Here is a 24,572-nt window from a genome sequence, read left to right on the forward strand (position 1 = left end):
GCATGCATTGAACGGATAAGCTTGGCCGTGAGAGTTGGTTCCCTCGAGAAGTTCTACCCTGGACCTCCCAAAGCGGCTCTCGGCCTCGCATCCGCCCTGGCCTTCCTGACGAACCGTCCTGCCCTCGCCCACGGAACCGCGCCTCACGGGCCGGCAGACCTCTGGCATTCCTGGCAGGCCGATCCGCTGGTCACAATCCCCCTCCTCGTCTCGAGCCTGCTCTTCGCCCGAGGCACATGGCGGCTGAGGTCGGACCTCGGACGGTTCCCGCCCGGTTTCGGTCCGCCGCAGGTCCTCTGCTTCGGCGCGGGGATCGTACTGCTGATCGTCGCCCTCCTGTCGCCGCTGGAGGGGCTCTCGAAGCTGCTTCTGTCGGCGCACATGGTGCAGCACATTCTCCTGATCGCGATCGCTCCCCCCTTGCTTGTGCTCGGCAAGCCCGAAGTCGCGTGGCTCTGGGCCCTCCCCGAATCCTGGCGGCGCGGCCTTGCGCGCCAGAGGGGAACGCGATCGGTGTTGGCGTTCCTTGCTCCCTGCGCAAGACCTGTCCCCGCGGCACTGATCCATATGGGCACCTTGTGGATCTGGCACAGCCCGGCGCTCTTCGATGCCGCCTTGGAATCCAACCTGGTTCACTGGCTGGAGCATGTGCTGTTCTTCGGCACCGCGCTCCTATTCTGGCGCGGGGTGATCAAGGCCCGCTCGGGACGCGAGGCCGCAGCGGGCGCGCTCATCGCCTGCTTCATCACGCTGCTGCAGAGCGGCCTCCTGAGCGCACTCCTCAGCTTCGCGCGCGAAGCCCTTTATCACACGCCCAATACGGCCGTTTGGGGACTGACGGCTCTGGAAGATCAGCAATTGGCAGGCGCTATCATGTCGCTTCCGATGTGCGGGATCTATCTCCTCACCGGGCTCGCCATGGCGCTGCGCCTTGTCACGCCGCGCAGGGAACGGAGGCGGCATCTGCCGGTTCCCCCGTCGAGCCTCCTGAAGCAGAGCCCATGACTCCATCCGCCCTCGTCCGCTCCCTGATCGTCCCGCTCCTCACGGGACTGTCCGCCTGCGGCGAAGCGCAGGATCAGGCCTCGATCCTCGCGATATCCGGCGGCGATCCCGAGCGCGGGCATGGGCTCATTCAGTCCTATGGCTGCGGCACCTGTCATATCGTCGAGGGCGTCAGAGGGGCCAGAGGCCAGGTCGGCCCGCGCCTCGAGGGCTACGCCCAGCAGCATCTCCTTGCAGGATTCCTGCCGAACACGCCGAGCAACCTGATCGCCTGGCTGATGGATCCCGTGGCGCTCAAGCCGCGGACGGGCATGCCGTCCCAGGGCGTTACGGAGGCGGAGGCGCGGCACATCGCGGCTTATCTCTATACGCTCGGCGACGGCGGGGTCCGGGTCTATCCGCCCGATCCTCCGCTCCCGCTGCGCGGAGACAACGAAGTCGCTGCCGACCTGCCGCACCCTGCTTCGCCGCCATCCGAGACGGCGCCGCGCACGCGCCGCATCGTACCCAATCAACCTTCGACAGCACAGTCGGGCAGCTAGGGCTCCGCCAACGCCTCTTCCGCATAGGTCGGACGCGAGCGCATTGCGACGACATAGGCGGCGGTCCACAGGGCGGCCGCTCCGAGCATCAGGCCGAGTTCGAGCCAGGATGGCGTCCCCTTGGGCTGCAAAATCCAGAGCATATGCGTGCCGTGATACAGGAGCGCCAACGCGCTCCCGATGATCATGCCGAGACGGCTCACGCCCGAGGGCACCAGCACCACGATAGCGATCAGCATCAGCAGATGGGAGGCGGTCACCAGATGCAGGTTCTGCGGATCGGAACGCTGCAGGTACCATCCCGCTCCGGCGGGCAAGTCGGCGAGCCAGACGATCACGAATTGCGAGAACCACGTCCAGATTGTCAGCAAAGCCAGTGTCAGCAGCGCCCGTTCCAGGCTCTTCATGCGCGTCGGCGAAGCGTGCTCCGCCCCGAGCAGCGTCACCAAAATCGCGCATGCAAGCGCCGCGAGAATCTGATTGAGCCCATAGGCGAAGCCGAACAGGGTCGACCACCAATGCGGATCGCGCGAGAGAACCCAGTCATAGGCCGCAAAGCTCATGATCGGTGTCAGCAGGGCAAGGCCGATGGCGCTTACCTTCCGGACCTGCCGGGTGCGCACCAGCCAGAACGCCAGCCCGGTGCAGGCGAGAAGGTAGAAGGCGCTTCTCAGAAGATAGAAGCCCGGGCTCAGGAAGGCAGCACGCAGCGGCGGCAGATCGGTTCTCTGGCTCGCCCAGGGAAAGAGGCTTTCGAGACCGAAGGCGAGCGGGATTCCGAACAGGATCAGCAGAGGCAGGGTCAGCGCAGCAGCCTCGAGCTCGGCCCGCACGGGCGCAAGCCAGTGTTCGTCCATGAGATGGCCGAGCATCAGCGCGGCAAGGCTGCCCATCGCCAGTCCGGACAGGGACACGAAGACGAGATAGAGAGCCTCCATCGCGCTCATGGATCGGCCCCACCCTCAGCCTGCAACCGCTTCACATGGTGAGCGATGGCCCACCTGTCTTCCGGCAGAACGCGGTCCGCATAGGGAAACATCCGACCCCGTCCCCGGGTGATCACGCCGACGATCTGTTCCGGCGAATACAGGCGAAGACGCTCGTCGAGATAGGATGGAGGCGAGGGGAGACCGCGGGATACGACCGTCCCGTCCCCTCGCCCCCTCGGGCCGTGACAGGGCGTGCAGAACACCCGGAACCGGCCTTCGCCCCGCGCCAGGAGTTCGGGCGTGACCGCAGGCCCGGGAGGTGCGAGGGCCGCCTGCCGCGCGGCCGATCCTCTGGAAATGGTGCCGGGAGGAAGCGGGACATAGGCTCTCTGCACGGCGCGGGTCGAGGCGACCGCGTCCCGCTGCTCGGTTCCGGAATCGCAGGCCGCCAGCAGGGACAGGCCGATGAAACCGAGCGCTAGTCGCATCCTGACGCCTCCTGCACCGCCAGTGGCGAAAGCGTTTCCAGAAACGTCCTCGTCCCGTGCATCTCGAAAATCGGATCCTCAGCCAGGATGCAGAGGAAGAACCGGTCCTCGGATGCACGCCGGAAACCGTGCACCGCGAAGACGGGATGATGCAGGCGCGGCAGCCGCAGGATCACGAGCAGGCCGATCAGGGTCGCGGCACCGGCCCAGAGGATCGCAACGATCAGGGTGGAGGGAATGAAAGCGGGCCAGCTGTCGAGGGGTCGGCCGCCGACGTTCAGGGGATAATCGACGGCGTTCATCCAGTATTGCGACCCGTATTGCAGACCGGCGCCGACCAGGGCCGCCAGAAAGGCGATCCATGGAATGATCGTCGTGCGGACGCCGAGTTCGTCTGCGAGCTCGGACAAAGGGAATGGGCTGAAGGCATCGAGCTTCGTGAAGCCAGCACGCCTTGCCGCCCTGACCGCCTCGATCAGGTCTTCCGGTCGGCGGAACTCCGCCATGATCCCGTAAGCCGGCTGGGTCATGAGGACTTCTCCAGATGCTCGTCATGGCGGGTTTCGAACATCGACACGACCGGCAGGAAGCGGACGAAAAGCAGCAGGAGCGCCGTGAACAGGCCGATGGTGCCGAGGAACAGGCCGGTTTCCTCCAGGGTCGGGCTGTAGGTTCTCGAGATCGAAGGCAGGTAATCGGTTTGCAGACCACCGACGATGATGGAGAAACGGTCGAACCAGATGCCCATCCCGATGGAGAGGCCGACGAAGACGCCGGCAACGGTGCTGTTGCGCGCAGTCTTGAACCAGAACAGCTGCGGGATCAGGATGCTGTAGACGATGGCCGTCCAGTACAGGCCGGCATAATCCCCGGTCATGCGGTTGAAGGTAGCCTCCTGGGTCATCCGCTCCGCGAGCAAGGCGGAAACGACCTCGTCGAGAAAGAGATAGCCCGACACGAGGGCGCTCGCGAGAACGAGCTTCCCGAGAAGGTCGATATCGTCCTCGTCGATATAGCGTCCGAGCCTCAGACCCCAGCGCAGCAACACGGCGACAAGGAGCACGATGGAAAGCCCTTGCGCCAGGCCGGTGGCTACGAAGTGCAGCGGCTGGCGAGTCTCGTGCCAGTCGGGCACCAGGGTCACCGCGAACTCGAACGCCACCGTGCTCTGCATGATCAGGATCAGCGGCAGGACAAGGATGGCGACGAGCCTGTAGGCGCGCTGGTGATAGGCCCAGTGGCGCACCGAACCGCGCCAGCCCAGCGCAAAGACACCGTAGATCCGCTGCACCGATTTGCGCCGGGCCCGGTCGCGCAGGGTCGAGAGATCGGGGATCAGGCCGACATACCATAAAAGGCTGGTGACGATGGCGTGGGTGCTGATCGCCCAGAAATCCCACGTCAGCGTGCTGCGGAACTGCGGCCAGACCTCGAAGGTCGCAGGATAGGGAAAAGTCCAGTAGAACAGCCACGGCCGCCCGAGATGGAAGATCGGGAAAATCCCCGCGCAGATCACGGCGAAGAACGCTGCGCCTTCCGCGAAGCGGTTCACCGCCGTGCGCAGATCGTGACGCCTCAGGACCAGGATCGCCGCGAACAGGCTCGCGCCGTTGGCGATGCCGATCCACCAGGCATAGTTGATGAGGTCGAAGCCCCAGACGAAGGGGATGTTCACGCCCCAGACGCCCACACCCAGGATCGCGACCGAGACCAGCGTATAGCCGAGCAGCAGAACTAGAGCGCCCGATGCCAGGAGCGCGAACCACCAGACCCGGCCGAAGCGGCGGGAGAGCGGGACTTCCGCGACCGGGCTCGTGACGGCTTGGGCCTCGCTCATCGGACTATCCGTTCTCGCGAGGTTGTTCGATGCGGGCGAGATAGGTCGTGCGCGGCTTCGTGTTCAGGGCGCCGAGGAGCGCATAGTTTCGCGGGCTCTGCTTGAGCCGGCTCACCGCGCTGTTGGGATCGTTCACGTCGCCGAAGACGATGGCTTTCGTCGGGCAAGCCTGCTGGCACGCCGTCACCACCTCGCCGTCGCGCAATGGCCGATCCTCGATGCGCGCATCGGCCCGGGCCGTGCCGATCCGCTGGATGCAATAGGTGCATTTTTCCATCACGCCACGATCCCTGACCGTCACCTGCGGGTTCATGAGATCCGGCGGCGCGGTGAAGTCGGTGCCCTGATAGTCGAGGAAGTTGAAGCGGCGCACCTTGTAGGGGCAGTTGTTCGAGCAGGTCCTTGTGCCGATGCAGCGGTTGTAGACCATGTCGTTGAGCCCCTCCGACGAATGCACCGTCGCATTGACCGGGCAGACCACCTCGCACGGCGCCTTTTCGCAATGCATGCAGGGCACCGGCTGGAAATAGGTGTCGGGACTAGCCGGATCGCCGCCGTAATAACGGTCGACCCGCAGCCAGTGCATTTCCCGGCCCTTCGCCACCTCCTCCGGCCCGACCACGGCGATGTTGTTCTCGGCCTGGCAGGCGATGACGCAGGCGTTGCAGCCGATGCAGGCGTCGAGGTCGATCGCCATGCCCCAGGCGTGGCCCTCATAGGGCCAGTCCGGATAGAGCGACGGGTTTTCCCTGTCGGGTACAAGGTTCTGGCCGGGTGCCACGAGGCGCACGATGTCGCGGCCCTGCATCGAATGGTGCTGCTGCGTCGATACGAGCGGGATGCGCTGACCGGCGGCCTTGATCTCGCCCGTCGTGACCCACGGCCTCTGCGAGGGCCGGATGGCGTAGGCGTCGAACCCGATGCCGTTGCCGATCCTTCCCGCCTGCAGGCGCCCATAGCCGAGGGTGAGAGTCACTGCCCCCGGCGCATGGCCGGGCATGAGCCAGACAGGCGCGCGCAGAACGCGGCCTTCGACGCTCAGGTCGATGGCGTCGCCGGAGGACAGGCCGAAGATCGCCGCCGTCTCGGGAGCGATCAGAGCCGCATTGCCCCAGACCTGCTTCGTCAGCGGCTTCGGCAGTTCCTGCAGCCAGCCGTTATTGGCATAAGTGCCGTCCCATACCGAGGGATCGGGAGCGAACAGCACATCGAGGCCGGCTGCTGGCGCCGGAGCGGCAGATTCCGGCTTCCAGTCGGTGCGGATGGCGACATCGACGGAGGGCGATGCGGAATTCTCCACGACCCCGTCTTCGAGCGAACGCGCCCAGCGCTCCTCGAAACCCTCGCCCCAGACCTCGCGCCACGTCGCCCGGACCAGCCCCTGGCCGTCGAGATTCTGCCCTGCCATCAGGCCGAGCAATTCCTCGGCGCTCAGTCCCGGCTTCAGCGGCATCGTCACCGGCTGCCGCAGCCCAACGGTGCCGTCGAAGGCGCGCAGATCGCCCCAGCTTTCGAGGGGATGGCTCTCCGGAACATGCCAGTGGCAGACGGACGCCGTCTCGTCGCGATGCTGGCCCAGATGCAGCGACAGCGGAACGCGGCGGATGAGGGCGGCAAGATCGATATCCGCCGGCGCCGTGTAGACCGGGTTGCCGCCGAGAACGACGAGATGGGTCACCTGCCCAGCCGCGATGCCCTCCGCCAGATCCGCGAGCGTCCCGACGTCGCTGGCGAGCGGCCGCACCGACTCGATGGCGCGAACGGTTGTGCCGAACGCGCCGAGCCGCATATTGATCGCATGCACGAGGGCATGAACGGCGGCCGTTTGCTCGCGCCCCGCGGTCACGAGGCTGCGCGAATCGGCCTTCCGCAATTCATCGGCGATCCGGGGTATAGACGAATGGCTCCCGGGCGGGGCGGAACCGGTTTCGAGCGCCGCCGCAAGGGCCTGCGCGAAGGCTTCGAAATCCCGCGGCCGAAGCGGAATGCGCTCGTCCGCGCGGGTGCCGACCAGGCTCGGGCGCGCTTCGACGGCAAAGAGGTGCGGAAGCTCGCGCTCCTGCATTCTCCGGCGCACCTGAAGATCGGCGGCGTAGCGCAGATGACCCGGATCCTCGGCAAAGAGATCGCCTCCGAGGGTCACGATGGCGTCGGCCTGGGTCAGATTATGAACGAGATCGACCTCACGCCCGAAAACGGCCATAGCGGCGCGGCGCCGGCTGTCATCGTCGATGGGTGAGAAGCTGTGCCACCTTGCATGTGGAAAGAGCTGCCGCGCCTGTGCCACGAGCCTTATCAGTGTCGGCGAAGAGGTCGGCGGCATCAGGATATGCAGCCCCCTTCCCTCGGCAACGACGAGTTCGTTGCGCACGGGGCGGATGAAGCCCGTCAGCTCCTGCCAGCTGCGCGGCATGCCGTTCTGAAGCGGTGCATCGGACCGGTCGGGATCGTAGAGCGACAGGATCTCGGCCTGGGCGAAGACGTCCGTTGCACCAAGGCTTGCGGGATGAAGCGGATTGCCCTCGATCTTGATCGGCCGCCCCTCCTGCGTCTTCACGAGGACACCCCGGCCATAGCCGTTCAGCGGCAGGGACGTGGCCACGGTGAGCGGCACGCCTGGAGTATATCCGGGCATGGCGTGGCTCTGCGAGAGGAGCGGAGCATTCCTGATCGCATCGCTGCTATCACAGGCGGCGAGCCCTCCGAGCGCCAGCGAGGCGCTCATGAGCTGCAGCAGCGTGCGCCGGTCGATCGTCGCGGCCTGGACGATATCGGGAAATTCGGCTTCGACGTAACGGCGTACCTCCGGCCGCTCCGCCAGTTCCTCGAGGCTGCGCCAGAGTCTCGGCCCGTCCTCCGTGGCGAGGCGGGCTCTCATGGCTTCGAGGTCGAATGGCGCTCCCTCAATCATCGGCTCTACCGGTGGCACGTGTTGCAGCTGGTGAGACGCCGGGAGGCCTCCCGGTAAAACGCGCGCACGTCGTCAGGCAGGTTCGTGCCATGCGGCTCATAACCCATGTCGAACACGGCATCCTGCGGCCGTAGCTGCGGGACCGGATCGCGGTGGCAGTCGAGGCACCATCCCATCGACAAGGTCTGCGTCTTCACGGTCTTCGACATCCGGTCCACTCGCCCGTGGCAGGTCTCGCAAGCCACGCCCTTGGTGACATGGGCGGCATGGTTGAAATAGGCGTAGTCAGGCAGGCGGTGCACGGATTTCCACGCGATAGGCTGCCCGAGCAGGAAGCTCGAACGGATCGGCTCGAGCACGCTCGCGCCCACCCGGACCTGAGAATGACACGACATGCAGGTCTGGGCCGAGGGCATTCCGGCATCCGCCGCACGCTCCACGGTCGAATGGCAGTAGCGGCAGTCGATGCCGAGCGATCCGCTGTGGAGATCATGCCGGAACGGGACCGGCTGCGGCGCCGGCTTGCCGACGTTCCATGTGCTGCCGGATCGCGCCCAGACATAGGCCAGCGCGGCTCCCGACACGATGCTCAGGCACGTGAGCACGATCGCCACGCGAAACAGAGTGGTGGCCGCCGGTGTGAAAAGTTGCGCCATCGCCCGTGCTGCGCATTCCCTGTTCGGTCAGACTCGCCGCCTGAGTGAAGCTTCGCTGTTGACACAATCGGTTCAGCGCAGCTTCGTTCCCTTAGGACGCCCGAAGGTCGATGCGCTCAGGATGGGTGAACACCTCGAAGGCGTCGCCCCGGGCGATGGCCACCAGAGTGATGCCGCAGCTCTCCGCCACGCGCACGGCCAGAGCCGTGGGAGCGGAAATTGCGGCCAGAATCGGGGATCCCATGCGGGCGGTCTTCTGCACCATCTCGACCGAGACGCGGCTCGTCAGCAGCACGAGTCCGTCGCAACAGGGCTCCGATACTCTGGCCAGGGCTCCGGCGAGCTTGTCGAGCGCATTGTGCCGGCCGACATCCTCCCGAATGGCGACCACGCCTTCACTCGGACGCCAGAAAGCCGCGGCATGAATGGCTCGCGCCTCCCGGTTCAGGCGTTGAGCCTCGGACAGATCGTCCATGGCGCTCTTGATGGCGCCAGGCTGCAACCGAAGCGAGCCTGCGACCCGATTGACCGGACGTATGGCCTCTGCAAGGGACTCCACGCCACACAGGCCGCAACCGACGGGACCCGCCAATGCGCGCCTGCGTATCCGGTAGGCGCTGCCGCAGCGATCAGACAGCCACATCCTGACCTCGCATCCGATATCGTGCTCGACGATATCCATGGACGAAAGATCGGCGGGATCGGAAACGATGCCCTCCGACAGGCTGAAGCCGAGGGCGAAATCTTCCAGATCGGAGGGGCTTGCCATCATCACCGCATGCGTCGACCCGTTGTAGGTCAGCGCAACGGGCATTTCCTCAGGCACCATGCGTTCCCCGGCAGCGCAGGCATCTTGCGCCACGCTCATGCGCGGCAATCGAATGACGGGTGACAGGTGCAAGGTCATTCGGCTGCCTCCGGCTGTCGGCGCTGCAGAAGCTCGATCCGGATCGGAATGGATTTCGCCGCCGGCACCTTGCTCTTGTCCGCGTGATGCCAGACCGGGATCAGCAGATTGCACTCCGGATAATAGGACGCGCAGCAGCCTTCGGGAATCTCGTAGGGCGTCACGCGCAATCCGCTCACCTGACGCCTCACGCCATCGTCGACGGCGGTGGTGAGCATCACCAGGTCGCCCTCCTCCAGCTTCAGGCGAGCTATGTCGCTGCGATTCATGAAGAGCACCATGCGCGTGCCTTTCATGCCCCTGAACCGGTCGTGATAGCCATAGACGGTCGTGTTGAACTGGTCGTTGGAGCGTACGGTCATGAGCTGGAAGACATCGGGATCGTTCTCTGCAATGCCGAGATCCGCTTCCAGGCTCTTGGGCACGATGAAGTTGGCCTTGCCGGTCTTCGTCTTCCAGATCCGCTCACGCGCTGCGATCGGGCGATGGAAGCCGCCGGGCTGCCACATGCGTTCGTTGAATCCGCGGAAATTGTCCGGATAGGTTTCCTCGATCGCATCGCGAACGCGGGAATAATCGGCCACCCATTCATCCCAGGGAACCCTGTCGTTCGCGGGCAGCGTCGCCTTCGCAATCTCTGCGACGATGCGCGGCTCCGACAGAAGATCAGGACTTGCGGGTTTCGCCACGCCTTTGGATCCGTGGATGCACGCTGTCGAATCCTCGACCGCCACCGCCTGAGGTCCGGTTTCCTGTTCGTCGATCTCGATTCGCCCGAGGCAAGGCAGGATGTAAGTGACCTCGCCGGGGATCAGATGGTTGCGATTGAGCTTGGTCGAGATCTGCACCGAGAGGGGCAGTCGCGTCCAGGCTTCCTCCAGCGCCGCCGTTTCCGGAGCCGCCCGCACGAAATTCCCTCCGAGGGCAACGAATGCCTTCACCTCGCCGTCGATGATGCTCTTACAGACTTCGACCGTCGTCATGCCTTTCCAGCGCGGCGGCTCGAAGCCGTATTGCTCCTTGAGCTTGTCGAGCGGCACGAGCTCCGGCTTCTCGGAAATGCCCACCGTGCGCTGCCCTTGGACATTGGAATGACCGCGCACCGGACAGATGCCGGCTCCCGGCTTGCCGATATTTCCGCGCAGCAGAAGGAGATTGGCGAGCATCTGAACGTTCTCGACGCCGGCTTTGTGCTGCGTGAGCCCCATTCCATAGATGCCCATCGCCGCATTCGCGCGCGCATAGATGTTCGCGGCCGCCTCCAAGGTGGCGCGGCGGAGGCCCGAGCGGCGCTCCAGTTCGGGCCATTGCGCCTGCCGGGCGGCTTCCGCAATGGCCTCGAAACCGTGTGTGTGCTCTGCGATGAAGTCGTGATCGAGGACAGGGCTCCTGCCCTCCGCCCGAGCCTGGTCGTCAGCTTCGATCAGAATCTTGGCCAGTCCCATGATCGCCGCGATGTCGCCACCGATCTTCAGCTGATGATATTGCGACGAAATCGACGTTTCCGACCCAGTCAGCATCTCGGTCGGCGCCTGCGGATTGGTGAAGCGCTCGAGGCCGCGTTCTTTCAGCGGATTGAAGGTAATGATCGGCACACCGCGCTTCGCGGCGTCCTGGAGAGGATGCAGCATGCGCGGGCTATTGGTGCCGACATTCTGGCCGAAGAACAGGATGCAATCCGTCTTCTCGAAATCGTCGAGGATCACCGTGCCCACCGGCACGCCGATGCTTTCCTGCAGAGCGACCGAGGTGCTCTCGTGGCACATATTCGATGAATCGGGCAGGTTACTCGTGCCGTAAAGCCGGGCGAACAGCGCCCACATGTAGGACGTCTCGAGGGACGCGCGGCCGGAGGCGTAGAGCACCACTTGGCGCGGATCGAAGCCTTTCAGTGCCTGCCCGATCTCGCGGAACGCCTCGTCCCAGGCGACCGGCACATAGGTGTCCGTTGCCCGGTCGTAGCGCATCGGATGCGTGAGACGTCCGGCCTCTTCGAGATCATGGTCGGGCCAGGTCCGGAGCTCCGAGAGGGTGTGCCCGGCGAAGAACTCGGGTGTCACGCGCTTGGTGGTGAGTTCCCACGCAGTCGCCTTGGCGCCGTTCTCGCAATATTCGAAAGGATGGGGCTTGGCGGGCTTGGCCCAGGCACAGCTGACACAGGCAAAGCCGTCAGGTTTGTTCTGCTTGAGCAGCAGCGCGTTGCCGCTGATGAGCCGCCCCTCGCGCGCGAGGATGCTTTCGACCGACTTTACGGAGCCCCAGCCTCCGGCAGGACCCGTATAGGGCTTGATCTTCGCGTCGTCGTTCATCCGGACAGTCCCTCCCGCTCGCCGCCTTCGGGCGGTCGACATGATTCATGTCAATGAACGGAAAGCACGACCGTTCCCGCGGGGTCGGTCTCGGGCAGGCGAGAGCTTCTCTCGGAAGGGATGGCGACTCCGGTAGGGCTCGAACCTACGACCTGCCGCTTAGAAGGCGGCTGCTCTATCCAGCTGAGCTACGGAGCCATCGATCCGTGGGCCGCGACCTAGTGGGTCCAGGGGCCGACGCGGTTGAACTTGAAATTGTCGGAATACGAGGCCATCCGCCGCTTCACCTCCTGCGGTTCCTCGACCCGGTAGGCAACGCCCTCGCGCTCGGCGTAGGCGATCGCCTCTTCCTTGGTGTCGAACCACAGACGGAGCTGCTGGCGGGTATCGCCCGAGCTGGTCCAGCCCATCAGAGGCTCGATCTCGCGGGGCTTGTCCTGCTCGAAGACGAGAAGCCATTGCTTCGTCCGGGCCAATCCGGACTGGGTTGCAGACTTGGCGGGCTTGTAGATCCGTGCAGGCATCGGTTTCGGACTCTTTCCAAGACACTTCCGGTGAAGATGGTCGGGGCGGCAGGATTTGAACCCGCGACCCTCTGCTCCCAAAGCAGATGCGCTACCAGACTGCGCTACACCCCGTGATCCTCAACAGCTTGGTTTCTCTATCGATTTGAGAACCGGTCCGCAAGCCCTACGGTTCCCCGGTGGGACGGGAATGCTTTTGTCCCGATTGCCCGTTGGAACGGGGAGTACCAGGAAAAGTCCTTGGTTGGTTCTAAGGCGAACCCGCGATGCCGCGACCGAGAGAACAGGCCGCTTCCATCGCCATTGCAGAACCAAACGCCCAGGGTCGGTCTCAAGGCGTTAGCGGGCGGCCTGACTGCAACACAGCTTAATAGCAGCGTGGCCACGCTTTTGCCCAATTCAGAAATCAAAGACTAACATCAATCTTTCGAAGTACACCCTTCTATCCCTGATTTCCCGAAAGACAAATAGCACGTTTTCATCTGGAAGATGGTTTTTGGAATAGTAGTAAAAGGCGTATTTTCCTACCAATCCTACCGCGTCAACATTCCTAGTATTAGCAAAGGTTCAGAGCGTCCTGCCTGAGCCAATAAATCCCCCTGCTTAAGACATGCGTAGGAAGTTTATTCTACGCTTTCACAAATATTCCCTTGCATGTTTGAAACGAGAAAAAAGCAAGCAAAGCTATGGCCACTATTTATGTCTCGACGACGGGCAGCGACTCCAATTCCGGCGCCTCCGGCAGCCCGGTGAAATCGATCACCAAGGCGGCGCAGCTGGCCCAGGCCGGCGACACCGTGCTGGTCGGCGCCGGCACCTACAACGGCACCGTCAGCATCGCCAAGAACGGCACCGCCTCGGGCCAGATCACCTTCAAGCCCGTCGACGGGGCGAAGGTGGTCATCGACGGCGCCGGCACCCCGGCCAACACCGATCTCGTCGTGATCAGCGGCGACTACATCACCTTCCAGGGCTTCGAGGTCGTCAACGCGACCCGCACCGGCATCGGCCTGTGGGGCTCGCACGATTCCAAGGTGATCGGCAACAACGTCCATGACAGCTTCCGCGCCGGCGTCTATGCCGGGGGCAGCGTCGGCCAGTCGTACAACAACGTGATCGACGGCAACGAGGTCTGGCGCAACGTCAAGGAGAACATGAGCCGCACCTGGTCCGGCGGCTGGGCCCAGGGCATCAGCCTCGCCATGTCCGACAACAGCACGATCAGCAACAACAACGTCTACGACAACTGGGGTGAAGGCGTCGGTGCGATGTTCACCAAGGGCGCCAAGATCACCGGCAACAAGGTCTATGACAGCTACAGCGTCGGCGTCTATCTCGACAACGCCCAGGATGCGGTGGTGCAGTACAACACCGTGTCGCATTCCTACGACACCGCCTTCTACCGCGGCGGCAAGCCGGCTGCCGGGATCCAGATCTGCAACGAGAACGGCGACCGCATGCTGCCGTCGTCGGGCATCGTGATCACCAACAACGTGCTGGCTGGCGTCGGCGACGTGCACTACAGCACCTACGGCGCCAACACGGGCCTCATCAACTCGACGATTTCGTCCAACACGATCCATAGCAGCGCCGACGCCATCACACGTCCGACGCCCAGTTCGACACCTAGTTCGACGCCTGCTCCGACTCCGACATCGAGCCTGACGACGGACGGAAGCCAGGAACTGACCGGCACTGCCGGCAACGACGTCATCAAGGGCACTGCTGGCCACGACGTCATAAAGGCTGCCGCTGGAAATGATCTCATCAGAGGCTTTTCCGGAAACGATTTCATCAAGGGCAACGCCGGGAATGACAAAATCTGGGGTGGTCTCGGAAACGACACACTCTCCAGCGGGCCGGGTAAAGATGCCTTCGTGTTCAACACCAAGCCCAATACGACGACCAACAAGGACAGGATCACAGACTTCAACGTGAAGTCCGACTCGCTCTGGTTGGACAACGCGGTGTTCAAAAAGCTCGGAACGAACGGGACCGGGTCAGATCCGGCCAAGTTAAGCAAGGGCTTCTTCACCATCGGCTCGAAGGCCAAGGATAAGAACGACTACATTGTTTACAATGACAAGACCGGCGTTCTGTCTTACGACGCCGACGGTTCAGGCAAGGGCAAGGCGGTGGAATTCGCCCAGCTCTCAAAGCATCTCAAGATGACGGCAGCCGATTTCTTCATCATCTGAATCAACGTCACTCGCGATCATGTTCTGGCGCAGGTAGCTGCCGTCCGCCACCCTCGCGAGTGGGCGGCGGCCATTGATCGCCGTTCGAAACCCTTTTCGTCGAACGGCAAGCAGCGCGGGCGGTCAACGCCGCCCGCGCGTGCAGCCTGCATCGCGGCATCAGGGAAATATAAATCGAAGATCTAAAATGTATTATATTCAGGACACTAGGAAAAAATTTCACGAGTGGCCTTGGCCGAATGTGTTCATGTCCCTGTCGGCCTGTATTCTCACCCGATGGGAAAGCTTTGATTGAAGCAAAAGCTTTGATCGTCCGAGGTATGCCCTCCCTCCGAAGAGCAGCAACTGGCGTCTAGAGCATCGGCTGTTCAGACGAATCCATAACCTGCGGCAGTGAAGTAGTTGCGGCATTCCTCAGCTTCGACCCCATCACAGATGTCCCCGATGGCCCGCCAGAGCGCGTCAAAGGTGCGGGCTTCGGCTTTGCGCAGATGTGCTTTGATCTTGGCGAAGAGTTGCTCAATTGGGTTCAAATCGGGCGAATAAGCAGGCAGGAACAGGAACCAGGCGCCGCGTTGCTTCAGACACTGCGCCGCCGTCTCGCTCTTGTGCGCCGGCAGGTTGTCGAGGATCACCACGTCGCCCTTGGACAAGGTCGGAGCAAGCTGGGTCTCCACATAAGTCTCAAAGATCTGACGGGTCATCGGCCCATCGATCACCCAAGGCGCCGTCAGACCACAGTAGCGCAGCCCGGCGACAAAGGTCTGGGTCAGCCAGTGGCCGAATGGTGCCCTTGCATACAGACGCTGCCCTTTGAGGCAGCGGCCGCGCAGGCGCGTCATCTTGGTGGATGTGCCGGTCTCATCGAGAAACACGAGCCGGTGCGGCTCCTGGCGCATGCGCGGCTGGCGTTTTGTGTGCCAATGCTCGCGGGCCTGGCGCACGTCGGAGCGTTCTTGTTCGCTGGCCCGCAAAGTTTTTTTTGACGCTATAGCCGTGGCGGATGTACCAGCGCGCGATGGACGCCGGCGTGATCTTGGTGCCCAAGGCCAGCAGTTCGGCCGCGAGCTGGGGCATGGTGATGTCGTTCCTCTCGGCGACGCGACGGATCAGAAACTCGCGATGCGGGTCGAGCTTGGAGTAGCGCCAGCCGCCCTCTGGTTTGGGCGCCAGGCTGCCGGTGGCCCGATACGCCGCCATGAGCCGCACCACAAACGCGACCGACACCTCAAAATGGCGCGCGGCCTCATGGCAGGAATGCCCCGCCTCAACAAAGCGCACCACCCGTTGCCGCAGATCCAGCGAGTAGGACTTGGTCATCGCTCATCTCCTCTAAAGAGGGCCGAGATAAGGGAATCACAAAGCCGTCACGCCGCATAGCCTCCGATTCAATCAGAACAGCCGATGCTCTAGCTTTTCTTCACAAGCCCGGTCATTGAGAGACCATGACCCAAGGCTGCCCCTACGGGTCACAACTTTGCGCCTTCCCTCGGGAGGCGCTTTCTTTTTTGTGTATCGGTGTCCCGGTGCGGGCTCGCGCCGCTCTGAAGGGCGAGACGATCTGTCCGCCGCCTCGCGCCACTCGACAAAACCCTCGCGCCAGCTTCGCCGTCTATTGAAAGCATTCCTTCGCCTTAGGGATTGCACGCATGAGCCCCTGGACGCCCGAGCGCAGATCAAGACCGCGCCATTCCACCTATCTGGAGGGGCGGATCGACGACAAGGACGCCCGGGCACCGCTCGCCTGCACGGTCTGGGACCTATCGGAGACGGGCGTACGCCTCATCATCCCTGCCCCGGCCGAGGTTCCGCTCGAATTCGAACTCCAGATTCCGGCTGAGGACGCGCGGGCCAGAGTCCGGCTGGTCTGGAATACCGGAACGCATTACGGCGCAAGGTTTGTGGATTAGTTCCAACTCGACAATCTTCCCAAAATGCGGCGAACCGGCTAATGGGCATCTTCCGTTAGGGAAATTTACCGCGGTGGAGATCTTGGGCCGAACGAGAGGACAGATGAAGATCTACCGACTGTTCAACAAGCTCAGTCGCCCGCGCAGCTATGCCGGTCGAATCCTGCTGATCTGCTTCTTCGGCACACATGTTCCTCTCATCACGTTCGTGCTCTGGATCCTGCTCGCCAATCCTTCGCTTGGGGGCGAGCATTGGGACGACCTCCTTGTGCTCCTGCTTGCGACCCTCGCCGGTACGGGACTGACCTTCCTCCTGGTGAACGGGATGCTGGCTCCTGTCCGTGTCGTGGCCCGAGCGCTTGGAGATTATCGGCAGAACAAGCAGGTGCCCGCCCTGCCCCGAGGCCTGTCGGATGAGGCGGGATACATGCTCGAGCAGGTCCAGGACGCCATCGAGGAGCTGGATCTGACTCTCACCAACCTCGCCCGGGCGGCGGAGACCGATCCCCTGACCGAGGTCGGCAACCGCCGCTGGCTTGTCAGTCGTGCGGAGGAGCAGATCGCCCGCGCACAGCGCAACCAATCCCCGATTTGCGCGATCCTCTTCGATCTCGACCGCTTCAAGGCGATCAACGATCAGCATGGCCATGCGAAGGGCGATGCGGTCCTTGTCGGTGTGGCGCGGTTCGTGAAGAGCGGGCTGCAATCCTCTCACCTGTTCGCACGAACGGGCGGCGAAGAATTCTGCATCGTGCTGCCTAACACTCCGCTGAACGGGGCCGTCGAGGTTGCACGCCGGATCCAGGAAGGTCTTGCGACACGCTCCATTGCGCGCCTCACGCCCGGACTGGTGACTGCGAGCTTCGGCGTGGTCGAACGCGATCCCGATGAGAGGGATCTTTCGGCGCTGCTGCGGCGTGCGGATGATCTGCTGTATCAGGCGAAGAACGACGGCCGCAACCAAGTGGCAACCTCGGCGCTCGCGTAAGGCGCTGCTGCTCAGCGCTTGAAGACAGGGTGCTCCACCCGGTCTCCGGGCCTGATCCCGAGCTTGGCCGCCGTGCCGGCATTCAGCTCCAAGACCGCCAGAACCGGCTCGCCGGAGGGAATCGTACGGGTCGACAGCGGCTCGGTATTTGCCGCGATGCGGGCGATCGTGCCGTCGGCGCGGATGAACAGCATGTCGAGGGGCAGGTACGTGTTCTGCATCCACATGGCGACGGGTTCGATCCGGCCGAAATCGAACAGCATGCCCTGATCGGCCGGCATGGAGCGCCTGAACATCAGGCCCTGCGCCCGGTCGGCATCGTTGCGCGCAACCTCGACGCGGAAGCTCTGTCGCTGCCCGCCCTGCATGGCGATGGACAGGGTCTCAAAAGCCTGGGCGTAGACTGCACCGGCAAGCAGGACGAGAAGGCCTAGGGCCGGAAACGCAGGCCGAAAACGCGACAGCACGGATACGCTCGCTAGTGGGAGTGCGGCAGGGCCATATCGGCCAGGCGGACCTCGGCGGCCATGAGGCCCTTGGAACCATCGCCGAAGCGGACGAAGACCCGCTCGCCCGGCTTGAGCTCGGCAATGCCGTAGCGCCGAAGGGTCTCCATATGCACGAAGATATCCGGCTTGCCTTCGCCCTGCGTGAGGAAGCCGAAGCCGCGCAGGCGGTTGAACCACTTCACCACGGCCGGCTCCAGACCGCTCGTCGGCACCACTTGAACATGGGTGCGGGGAAGCGGCAGTTCCGAGGGATGCAGGGCAGTTGATTCATCGAGCGAGACGATCCGAAAAGCCTGGAGCCCGCGCGGGCGCTGTACCGCCTCGACTACGATCCGAGCGCCTTCGTTGGCCGCCTGATAGCCGTCGCGGCGCAGGCAGGTCACATGGAGCAGAACGTCAGGCTTGCCATCGTCGGGCACGATGAAGCCGAACCCCTTGGCCACATCGAACCACTTGATCCGGCCGCTGACCTGAATGAGCTCAAGAGCCCCCTCTTCATTGGCCGGCTGAGGAACCTCGCGGCGACCATGATCTAAAGAGGAATTCTCCTCGCGGAGACTAAAAGAATTGGAGCCGTAATCGCCAGTCATGAAATTACCCAAACTCGAATCATGAACCCGATTCTTAATAAGAGGATAACATCGTCCTGAATCAGGGGAAGCCGGAAACGCGACTCAACAGGCGATGAAATTTTCAGCAAACTGCATGTTCTTGAATTTACGTGATAAATTTTGAGAAGATCGGGCCGATTTCCGCATGAATCACCAGATCCGCCGCATGATCGAGGGGGGTCTGCTCCCGATTGACGATGATCAGCCGCGCTCCGTTTTCCTTGGCGAAGGCTGGAAAGGCCGCAGCCGGATAAACGATCAGCGACGAGCCCGCGACAAGGAAAACGTCGCAGGACGCCGCAAGCTTCTGCGCCCGGCGCATGGCCTCCTCAGGCATGGCCTGACCGAATGAGATGGTTGCCGACTTCAGGATCCCGCCACAGGCGATGCAGTCTGGCGGCCCCCCATCCGCATCGAAACATTGTCTCACCCAGTCGAGTTCATGGCGTCGGCTGCAGGCAAGGCATCTGGCATAGGTACCGTTGCCGTGCAGCTCGATGACCTGATCTTCCATGAGGCCGGATTCCTGATGGAGGCCGTCGATATTCTGCGTGATCACCGCCGGCATCCGGCCAGTTGCTGCGAGAGCGGCGAGACCGAGATGGCCCTGGCTCGGGCGCGCCCCACGATAAAGATCGTCCATCGCGAATTTGCGCCGCCACGCCTCCCGCCGGGCTTCTGCGCTTTGCACGAAGAGTTCGAAGGAGATCGGCTTGTGGCGCATCCATGGGCTACCGGGCGACCGGAAGTCGGGGATGCCGCTCTCGGTCGAGATCCCCGCTCCCGTGAAGCCGGCAATGATACCCGCCTCTTGAATCATGTCCTGAAATGTGGCGATTGACGCAGAAAGGCTCTCGGTCATTTCACCCACTTAACGCCTCGCGACCCGGAGGGAATGCCCCCGTCCATGACACAAGCAGATTTGACTGCCCTCTCCTCCTCGGAAGCCAAAGCCGCTGCATCCCAGCGCTGGGATGCCATCGACGTCGCCCGCGGACTCGCGATCGTCGCGATGATCGTCTACCATTTCAGCTGGGACCTGAGCTTCCTGCAACTGATCGCAACGAACATCCTGCAGGTCCCGGCATGGCGCTGGTTCGCGCGCGGGATCGCCGGTTCCTTTCTTGTCCTTGCGGGCTTCGGTCTGACGCTCGCGCACGCCCAGGGCTTCCACCGAGTGCCGTTTCTCAGGCGGCTGATGAAAGTCGGCGGCGCCGCTTTGGCCGTGACCGTCGTGACGTACTTTGCCTTTCCCGAAAGCTATATCTTCTTCGGCATCCTTCATTGCATCGCCGTGTCGAGCGTTCTGGCGCTGCCGTTCCTGAGGCTGCACCCGGCACTGACCCTCGCAGCCGCCGTCTTCTGCCTCGTGGCGCCACGGATTTTCACGAACCCCGCTCTCGACGCACCCTGGCTTGACTGGCTCGGGCTAGGCGCGTCCGATCCGGTCACCAACGATTACGTGCCGATCTTTCCCTGGTTCGGCCTCGCACTGATCGGAGTGGCCGCCGGCCGGCTGATGCTGCCACGGCGAGAGACGATGGGCCTCGCCCGCTGGCGCGCGGAGGATGTGCTCTCCCAGGGATTGGTCTGGGCCGGGCGCAAGAGCCTGCCGATCTATCTGATTCATCAGATCGTTCTGATCGGCATTCTCTACGGCGTTGCACAGATTGTCGGACCGAGCACGTCGGCCGCCTGCCAAAGGATCTGTCTGGCGCAGAACGGGAACCCGGCCCTCTGCCCTTCAGTCTGCTCGTGCATCGTTCAGCAGGTGCCCGAGCGGGATCTCTGGCAACGGCTTATCGCCGGCACGGCCGCCGCAGAGGACAATACCCGCATCTCGCGTGCCGCACAGCAATGCATGCGCCAAAATCCGCCGTCGTGAATCGCGATTGGTTTATAACCGAGCACTGTCATTCCGGGGCTGCGCAGCAGAGCCCGGAATCCATAAACACAACGAAATACAGCAGGAACAGTGCGGCAATCGTGTCGCTTTATCCTGCTTTGTCAGCGTTTATGGATTCCGGGCTCTCGTTTCACTCGCCCCGGAATGACAGCGGATACGCGTCTTAAGCCACATTGAGCCGCAGCGCTCTCGAGCGCTGCTCGCTGCGCGCCTCGGCTAACAGGCAAAGCAGCTCGAAGGCGATGGACGCGCCGACGAGCGCCCTGCCTCCGGATTGGTCGAGCGGCGGCGAGACTTCCACCATGTCCGCACCGATGAGGTTGAGGTGACGGAAGCCGCGGACGAGCTGCAGCGCCTCGCGGCTGGTGAAACCGCCGATTTCCGGCGTGCCCGTACCGGGCGCAAAGGCAGGATCGATGGAATCGATGTCGAACGTGAAATAGGTCGGCTCCATGCCGACGATGCGGCGGGCCTCGGCGACAGCATAGGGAATTCCCCTCTCCGCCACCTCCTCCATGTCGATGATGCGGATGCCCTGATCGAGAGCCCATTGGCGCTCATCCGCGGAATACATCGTGCCGCGGATACCGATCTGAACCATGCGTTTCGGATCGAGCACGCCATCCTCGATCGCCCGGCGGAACGGCGTGCCGTGGGTGAGCTTCTGGCCGCCGAAATAGGTGTCGCCGGTATCGCTGTGCGCGTCCACGTGGATCATGCCGACAGGCCGCTCAGCTCCCAAGGCCCGCAGGATCGGATAGGAGATGATGTGGTCGCCGCCGATGGAGAGCGGCGTCACGCCGCCCTGGTGCAGACAAGTCATCTCCGCCTCGATGCGGCGCAGGGTATCCTGCACGTCGATGGGATTGACCGACACGTCGCCCACATCCGCGCAGGCGCAAAGATCGTAGGGCGCGACGAGGGTGCCGTAATTGACGAGCCGCATGAGCGAGGACGCCTCGCGCACCTGGCGCGGTCCGAGGCGTGCGCCGGGGCGGTTCGTGGTGGCTCCGTCGAATGGAATCCCGATGATGGCGATATCGATCTCGCCCGGGGCCTGCGTCGGCGCGAGATGGGGCAGACGCATGAAGGTCGAGATGCCGGCAAAGCGCGGCACGACCATGCCGGACAGGGGCTGGTAGGCCTCCAGGCGCTGCTCGCGGTTTGCGAGACCCGTCTTTTTCTTGAGGCTCTGCGTCATCGCTCGTCGTCCCCGTAGATCAATGAACGGCGCGGGCGAAGACCCGCTCGATCCGCTCCATCCCCCAGTCGATCTCCTCGCGGGTGATCGTGAGAGGCGGTGCGAAGCGCAGCACCGTTCCGTGGGTGTCTTTCGAGAGCACTCCGTTTTCGAGAAGCGAGTCGCAGACGGCGCGCGCCGAGACCACATTCGCATCGACCTCGACGCCGACCCAGAGGCCGCGGCCGCGCACGTCCTTCACGATGTTGCTGCGCATGGCGCGCAGGCGATCCTGGAGATAGGATCCCATCTCGGCGCTGCGCTCGACGAGATGCTCCTCTTCGATGATGGCGAGCGCCTCAAGCCCGATCCGGGCCGCCAGAGCGTTGCCGCCGAAGGTGGAGCCGTGCGAGCCGGGGTTGAACACGCTCATGACGTCGTGCGTGGCCACGAAGGCCGAGACCGGATAGACGCCGCCGCCCAGGGCCTTGCCGAGGATTAGGCCGTCCGGCTTGATGCCCTCATGCTGATGGGCGAACCATCGCCCGGTCCGCCCGAGGCCCGACTGAACCTCGTCGAGGATCAGAAGAACGTTGTGCCGGTCGCAAATGGCGCGAAGATCCCTGAGATAGCCTTCCGGTGGGACGACGATTCCCGCCTCGCCCTGGATCGGCTCGATCAGGACGGCGCAGGTGTTTTCGGTGATCATGCGCTCGATAGCGGCAGCATCGCCGAACGGCGCCGGCTTGAAGCCGCCGGCGAAGGGGCCGAAGCCCTCGCGGTAGGATTCATCCGAGGAGAAGCCGACGATGGTGGTCGTCCGGCCATGAAAATTGTTCTCGGCGACGATGATCTCGGCTCGATCCCTCGCGATCTTCTTTCGGGAATAGCCCCAGCGGCGGGCGGCCTTGATGGCGGTTTCCACGGCTTCCGCGCCGGTGTTCATGGGCAGGGCCATGTCGAGGCCGGAGACCTGAACGAGACGCTCCAGGAAGGGACCGAGAACGTCGGTATGATAGGCGCGGCTGGTGACGGCCAGCCGGGAGGCCTGTTCCACCATCGCGATCAGGATGCGCGGGTGCCCGTGGCCGAGGCTGACGGCGGAATAGGCGCTCATCATGTCGAGATAGCGCCGGCCTTCCGTGTCGGTGACCCAGACGCCCTTCGCTTCCGTCAGGACGACGGGCAAGGGATCGTAATTGGCGGCGGTGACCGATCGTTCGAGCGCAATGAAGTCCATGGGATCCTCCATAGACAAGCTTATGGCTCACGCGTCTCTGTTGAGGCTGAAAACTTCCACAGGCGCAGCCGTTTCTGTCGTCAAGGGATCCAAATGGATCACTCCCGGTTGTCGGGCACCGGATAGCCCTCGAAATCCTTGAGGGTCTTCAGGACGAAGGTGGTGTGAATGCGCCCTATCCCGAAGCCCGGATCGGCCAGGAACGCCTCGGTCAATGTTTCATAGGCCGCCAATGTCGGCGCCACGATGCAGGCGATATAATCGTATTCGCCGTTCACGACCTGGAGCTCGATCACGGACGGATTGGCCGCGAGGGCCCGCTCGAGGCGCTGGCGCGTTCCCGTCGACGGATCCCGCATGCTGATCCCGGCCAGCGCGATGATGTCATGCCCGAGGGCGGACGGATCGATCTGCGCCGTATAGCCCCGGATCACGCCCTTCTGTTCGAGCCGCCTGACACGCTCGAGACAGGGACGTGCCGACAGCCCGACCCGTTCCGACAGGGCCTGATAGGTGATGCGGCCGTTGTCGCGAAGGGCATCGAGAATCAGAAGGTCGATCCGGTCGAGAGCGGGCTTGGCGCTGCGGCTCGGCAGCTTCGAGGGCGGCTTCATGTTTTAAGCTCGAACGAGACCCTGAGGACCGAACGGATCCGATGGCAGTGTATCAGGTCTGTATCCACGAACCGCGGGCGACGCAATTGCGCCTAAAGGCAGGTGCGGATTTTCGAGGGGCGCCGACGGTTGGAGAACCAGAAATTGATCCCACCGCCTACCCCGCAATCAAAGAAATACAATGCGGTATAATATTCCACTTAAATCATTTAATTCTTATTAATTACTCAAGGATTTATATCATTTCATTGTTGAAAAATGTCCTTTTCTCGATATGACTCTACGTCAATTAAATCGGGGCAAATTCGGTGACCTCTACTCTGGAGGGGGAAGTCGCAAGGCGTATCATGGCGCTTTGCCAATCTCTCGATAACAACGGCGAGAAGCCGCTCAGCCTCGACACGTCATTGACCTATGCTCTCGGCTTCGATTCCCTGAAGCTCATGCAGTTCTTCGCCGGTGTCGAGGAATTGTACCCTGGCGTTGCCCTCGAAGATTGGTTCATCGAGCACAGCACTGACGGGCGGGACACGCTCCGCAGCGCCGTTTCCCACCTCGCGCAATTTCTCGCGCCGCGTGCGACAAAAGGTTGAAACCCGGTTCCGTCTTTGCCAACTAGAGCACCGGATCGACGAGGCCGATGCCCGCCCGGCGGCGGGGCTGGAGGTGATGTGGTGCTGCAGGATTATCTGACCGAACTTCCTCTGATCGCCATCCTTCGAGGTCTGAAGCCCGAGAACGCCGAAGCGGTCGGGCATATCCTCGTCGAGGCCGGCTTCCGCATCATCGAAGTGCCTCTGAACTCGCCCGACCCGTTCCGCAGCATCCAGATCCTGGCCGGCGCCATGCCGAAGAACGTGCTCGTCGGCGCCGGCACGGTCCTCGACCCTCAGCAGGTGCACGGCGTTCGCGATGTGGGCGGCAGGCTGATCGTGATGCCGCATGCCGATCTCGAGGTGATCCGGCTCGCCAAGGAGCAGGATCTCGTCTGCACCCCCGGGGTCGCCACGCCCACGGAGGCTTTCGCCGCGCTGAAGGCAGGAGCGGACGCCATCAAGATCTTCCCGGCGGAGGCGATCCCTCCCGCCGTGGTGAAAGCTTGGCGGGCCGTGCTGCCGAAGGAGACCATCGTGCTCCCTGTCGGCGGCATCAAGCCGGACAACATGAAGTCCTATCTCGATGCGGGCGCCAACGGCTTCGGGCTGGGCTCCGCCCTCTTCACTCCGTCGATGTCGGTCGAGGAGATCGGCCGCAATGCCCGCGCCTTCGCAACCGCCTGGCAGGTCTTGCGGGCGAGTTGAGCCAAAA

23 protein-coding genes, 2 tRNA genes and 1 pseudogene are annotated in these 24,572 nt (G+C 63.2%); 8 read left to right on the plus strand and 18 right to left on the minus strand.

Going from position 1 to position 24,572, the window contains the following annotated elements:
- Positions 1-27 precede the first annotated feature (27 nt).
- Together BB934_RS01035 and BB934_RS46700 are read left to right on the plus strand one after the other, a co-directional pair.
- Positions 28-1,005, plus strand: coding sequence for a cytochrome c oxidase assembly protein (locus BB934_RS01035; protein WP_157933952.1), 978 nt, complete (start codon positions 28-30; stop codon positions 1,003-1,005).
- Positions 1,002-1,547: a c-type cytochrome gene (locus BB934_RS46700; protein ID WP_210422123.1), complete on the plus strand. Its 546-nt coding sequence runs from the start codon at positions 1,002-1,004 to the stop codon at positions 1,545-1,547. Before BB934_RS01035 ends, BB934_RS46700 begins: the two co-directional genes overlap by 4 nt.
- Here the strand turns inward: BB934_RS46700 and BB934_RS01045 are convergent.
- From BB934_RS01045 to BB934_RS01095, 11 genes are all read right to left on the minus strand, one after another.
- Positions 1,544-2,494, minus strand: coding sequence for a hypothetical protein (locus BB934_RS01045; RefSeq protein WP_157933953.1), 951 nt, complete (start codon positions 2,492-2,494; stop codon positions 1,544-1,546). The genes BB934_RS46700 and BB934_RS01045 overlap by 4 nt on opposite strands.
- Positions 2,491-2,964, minus strand: coding sequence for a c-type cytochrome (locus BB934_RS01050; protein ID WP_099507983.1), 474 nt, complete (start codon positions 2,962-2,964; stop codon positions 2,491-2,493). Before BB934_RS01050 ends, BB934_RS01045 begins: the two co-directional genes overlap by 4 nt.
- Entirely contained in the window at positions 2,955-3,494 is a 540-nt protein-coding gene (locus tag BB934_RS01055; protein ID WP_099507984.1) for a DUF3341 domain-containing protein, read from the minus strand. Before BB934_RS01055 ends, BB934_RS01050 begins: the two co-directional genes overlap by 10 nt.
- The gene (gene nrfD / locus BB934_RS01060; RefSeq protein WP_099507985.1) at positions 3,491-4,801 is read right to left on the minus strand and encodes an NrfD/PsrC family molybdoenzyme membrane anchor subunit; all 1,311 of its coding nucleotides are present in this window, start codon (positions 4,799-4,801) and stop codon (positions 3,491-3,493) included. The genes BB934_RS01055 and nrfD overlap by 4 nt, the downstream gene beginning before the upstream one ends.
- Positions 4,802-4,805: 4 nt before the next feature.
- Entirely contained in the window at positions 4,806-7,712 is a 2,907-nt protein-coding gene (locus tag BB934_RS01065) for a TAT-variant-translocated molybdopterin oxidoreductase (protein ID WP_099507986.1), read from the minus strand.
- Positions 7,713-7,717: 5 nt separating this feature from the next.
- Positions 7,718-8,368: a cytochrome c3 family protein gene (locus BB934_RS01070; RefSeq protein ID WP_099507987.1), complete on the minus strand. Its 651-nt coding sequence runs from the start codon at positions 8,366-8,368 to the stop codon at positions 7,718-7,720.
- Positions 8,369-8,459: 91 nt separating this feature from the next.
- Entirely contained in the window at positions 8,460-9,275 is an 816-nt protein-coding gene (gene fdhD, locus BB934_RS01075; protein ID WP_099507988.1) for a formate dehydrogenase accessory sulfurtransferase FdhD, read from the minus strand.
- Positions 9,272-11,584: an FdhF/YdeP family oxidoreductase gene (locus tag BB934_RS01080; protein WP_099507989.1), complete on the minus strand. Its 2,313-nt coding sequence runs from the start codon at positions 11,582-11,584 to the stop codon at positions 9,272-9,274. Before BB934_RS01080 ends, fdhD begins: the two co-directional genes overlap by 4 nt.
- Positions 11,585-11,705: 121 nt before the next feature.
- A tRNA-Arg gene (locus tag BB934_RS01085) sits at positions 11,706-11,782 on the minus strand.
- Between the two features lie 20 nt (positions 11,783-11,802).
- Positions 11,803-12,108: an ETC complex I subunit gene (locus BB934_RS01090; protein WP_099507990.1), complete on the minus strand. Its 306-nt coding sequence runs from the start codon at positions 12,106-12,108 to the stop codon at positions 11,803-11,805.
- A 37-nt stretch (positions 12,109-12,145) separates the two neighbouring features.
- Positions 12,146-12,222: transfer RNA gene (locus BB934_RS01095), tRNA-Pro, on the minus strand.
- 572 nt (positions 12,223-12,794) lie between these two features.
- Between BB934_RS01095 and BB934_RS01100 the strand changes: the two genes are divergently transcribed.
- Entirely contained in the window at positions 12,795-14,306 is a 1,512-nt protein-coding gene (locus BB934_RS01100) for a right-handed parallel beta-helix repeat-containing protein (protein WP_099507991.1), read from the plus strand.
- A gap of 368 nt (positions 14,307-14,674) precedes the next feature.
- Here the strand turns inward: BB934_RS01100 and BB934_RS01105 are convergent.
- Positions 14,675-15,626, minus strand: a pseudogene (locus BB934_RS01105) (IS630 family transposase).
- 329 nt (positions 15,627-15,955) lie between these two features.
- Between BB934_RS01105 and BB934_RS01110 the strand changes: the two are divergent.
- On the plus strand, positions 15,956-16,216 hold the full coding sequence (locus BB934_RS01110) for a PilZ domain-containing protein (protein WP_099507992.1): 261 nt from the start codon (positions 15,956-15,958) through the stop codon (positions 16,214-16,216).
- Between the two features lie 103 nt (positions 16,217-16,319).
- The gene (locus tag BB934_RS01115; RefSeq protein ID WP_099507993.1) at positions 16,320-17,204 is read left to right on the plus strand and encodes a GGDEF domain-containing protein; all 885 of its coding nucleotides are present in this window, start codon (positions 16,320-16,322) and stop codon (positions 17,202-17,204) included.
- Positions 17,205-17,215: 11 nt separating this feature from the next.
- On the opposite strand, the gene BB934_RS01120 is transcribed toward BB934_RS01115, so the two are convergent.
- The 3 genes from BB934_RS01120 to BB934_RS01130 form a co-directional block, all read right to left on the minus strand.
- Positions 17,216-17,623, minus strand: a complete 408-nt coding sequence (locus BB934_RS01120; protein WP_237050278.1) for a DUF192 domain-containing protein — start codon at positions 17,621-17,623, stop codon at positions 17,216-17,218.
- Positions 17,624-17,682: 59 nt separating this feature from the next.
- Positions 17,683-18,303: a cold-shock protein gene (locus BB934_RS01125; RefSeq protein ID WP_237050134.1), complete on the minus strand. Its 621-nt coding sequence runs from the start codon at positions 18,301-18,303 to the stop codon at positions 17,683-17,685.
- 127 nt (positions 18,304-18,430) lie between these two features.
- On the minus strand, positions 18,431-19,186 hold the full coding sequence (locus BB934_RS01130; RefSeq protein WP_237050279.1) for an SIR2 family NAD-dependent protein deacylase: 756 nt from the start codon (positions 19,184-19,186) through the stop codon (positions 18,431-18,433).
- A 45-nt stretch (positions 19,187-19,231) separates the two neighbouring features.
- Between BB934_RS01130 and BB934_RS01135 the strand changes: the two genes are divergently transcribed.
- Complete coding sequence (locus BB934_RS01135; protein ID WP_157933954.1) at positions 19,232-20,209, plus strand: acetyltransferase domain-containing protein; 978 nt, start codon at positions 19,232-19,234, stop codon at positions 20,207-20,209.
- Between the two features lie 184 nt (positions 20,210-20,393).
- Here BB934_RS01135 and speB read toward each other — a convergent pair whose 3' ends face one another.
- The 3 genes from speB to BB934_RS01150 all read right to left on the minus strand — a co-directional run bounded on the left by speB (position 20,394) and on the right by BB934_RS01150 (position 23,264).
- Entirely contained in the window at positions 20,394-21,431 is a 1,038-nt protein-coding gene (gene speB / locus BB934_RS01140; RefSeq protein WP_099507995.1) for an agmatinase, read from the minus strand.
- Between the two features lie 19 nt (positions 21,432-21,450).
- A complete protein-coding gene (rocD, locus tag BB934_RS01145) occupies positions 21,451-22,650 on the minus strand; it encodes an ornithine--oxo-acid transaminase (protein ID WP_099507996.1) in 1,200 nt (399 codons plus the stop codon).
- A gap of 98 nt (positions 22,651-22,748) precedes the next feature.
- Positions 22,749-23,264, minus strand: a complete 516-nt coding sequence (locus BB934_RS01150) for an Lrp/AsnC family transcriptional regulator (protein WP_099507997.1) — start codon at positions 23,262-23,264, stop codon at positions 22,749-22,751.
- 347 nt (positions 23,265-23,611) lie between these two features.
- On the opposite strand from BB934_RS01150, the gene BB934_RS01155 reads away from it, so the two are divergent.
- Positions 23,612-23,857 (plus strand): acyl carrier protein, encoded by a 246-nt coding sequence (locus tag BB934_RS01155; RefSeq protein ID WP_099507998.1) that lies wholly within the window; start codon positions 23,612-23,614, stop codon positions 23,855-23,857.
- A gap of 81 nt (positions 23,858-23,938) precedes the next feature.
- Positions 23,939-24,565: a 2-dehydro-3-deoxy-6-phosphogalactonate aldolase gene (locus tag BB934_RS01160; RefSeq protein WP_099512572.1), complete on the plus strand. Its 627-nt coding sequence runs from the start codon at positions 23,939-23,941 to the stop codon at positions 24,563-24,565.
- Positions 24,566-24,572 lie beyond the last annotated feature (7 nt).

The organism is Microvirga ossetica (assembly GCF_002741015.1).
GTDB classification, from domain to species: Bacteria; Pseudomonadota; Alphaproteobacteria; order Rhizobiales; family Beijerinckiaceae; genus Microvirga; species Microvirga ossetica.

Coding starts and splice junctions, on each gene's coding strand:
- speB (WP_099507995.1), bottom strand. CDS start 21,431: ATGACGCAGAGCCTCAAGAAAAAGACGGGTCTCGCAAACCGCGAGCAG.
- BB934_RS01065 (WP_099507986.1), bottom strand. CDS start 7,712: ATGATTGAGGGAGCGCCATTCGACCTCGAAGCCATGAGAGCCCGCCTC.
- BB934_RS01055 (WP_099507984.1), bottom strand. CDS start 3,494: ATGACCCAGCCGGCTTACGGGATCATGGCGGAGTTCCGCCGACCGGAA.
- BB934_RS01135 (WP_157933954.1), top strand. CDS start 19,232: ATGACACAAGCAGATTTGACTGCCCTCTCCTCCTCGGAAGCCAAAGCC.
- BB934_RS01090 (WP_099507990.1), bottom strand. CDS start 12,108: ATGCCTGCACGGATCTACAAGCCCGCCAAGTCTGCAACCCAGTCCGGA.
- BB934_RS01070 (WP_099507987.1), bottom strand. CDS start 8,368: ATGGCGCAACTTTTCACACCGGCGGCCACCACTCTGTTTCGCGTGGCG.
- BB934_RS01050 (WP_099507983.1), bottom strand. CDS start 2,964: ATGCGACTAGCGCTCGGTTTCATCGGCCTGTCCCTGCTGGCGGCCTGC.
- rocD (WP_099507996.1), bottom strand. CDS start 22,650: ATGGACTTCATTGCGCTCGAACGATCGGTCACCGCCGCCAATTACGAT.
- BB934_RS46700 (WP_210422123.1), top strand. CDS start 1,002: ATGACTCCATCCGCCCTCGTCCGCTCCCTGATCGTCCCGCTCCTCACG.
- BB934_RS01100 (WP_099507991.1), top strand. CDS start 12,795: ATGGCCACTATTTATGTCTCGACGACGGGCAGCGACTCCAATTCCGGC.
- BB934_RS01130 (WP_237050279.1), bottom strand. CDS start 19,186: ATGACCGAGAGCCTTTCTGCGTCAATCGCCACATTTCAGGACATGATT.
- BB934_RS01125 (WP_237050134.1), bottom strand. CDS start 18,303: ATGACTGGCGATTACGGCTCCAATTCTTTTAGTCTCCGCGAGGAGAAT.
- BB934_RS01110 (WP_099507992.1), top strand. CDS start 15,956: ATGAGCCCCTGGACGCCCGAGCGCAGATCAAGACCGCGCCATTCCACC.
- BB934_RS01115 (WP_099507993.1), top strand. CDS start 16,320: ATGAAGATCTACCGACTGTTCAACAAGCTCAGTCGCCCGCGCAGCTAT.
- nrfD (WP_099507985.1), bottom strand. CDS start 4,801: ATGAGCGAGGCCCAAGCCGTCACGAGCCCGGTCGCGGAAGTCCCGCTC.
- BB934_RS01155 (WP_099507998.1), top strand. CDS start 23,612: ATGGCGCTTTGCCAATCTCTCGATAACAACGGCGAGAAGCCGCTCAGC.
- BB934_RS01150 (WP_099507997.1), bottom strand. CDS start 23,264: ATGAAGCCGCCCTCGAAGCTGCCGAGCCGCAGCGCCAAGCCCGCTCTC.
- BB934_RS01080 (WP_099507989.1), bottom strand. CDS start 11,584: ATGAACGACGACGCGAAGATCAAGCCCTATACGGGTCCTGCCGGAGGC.
- fdhD (WP_099507988.1), bottom strand. CDS start 9,275: ATGACCTTGCACCTGTCACCCGTCATTCGATTGCCGCGCATGAGCGTG.
- BB934_RS01045 (WP_157933953.1), bottom strand. CDS start 2,494: ATGAGCGCGATGGAGGCTCTCTATCTCGTCTTCGTGTCCCTGTCCGGA.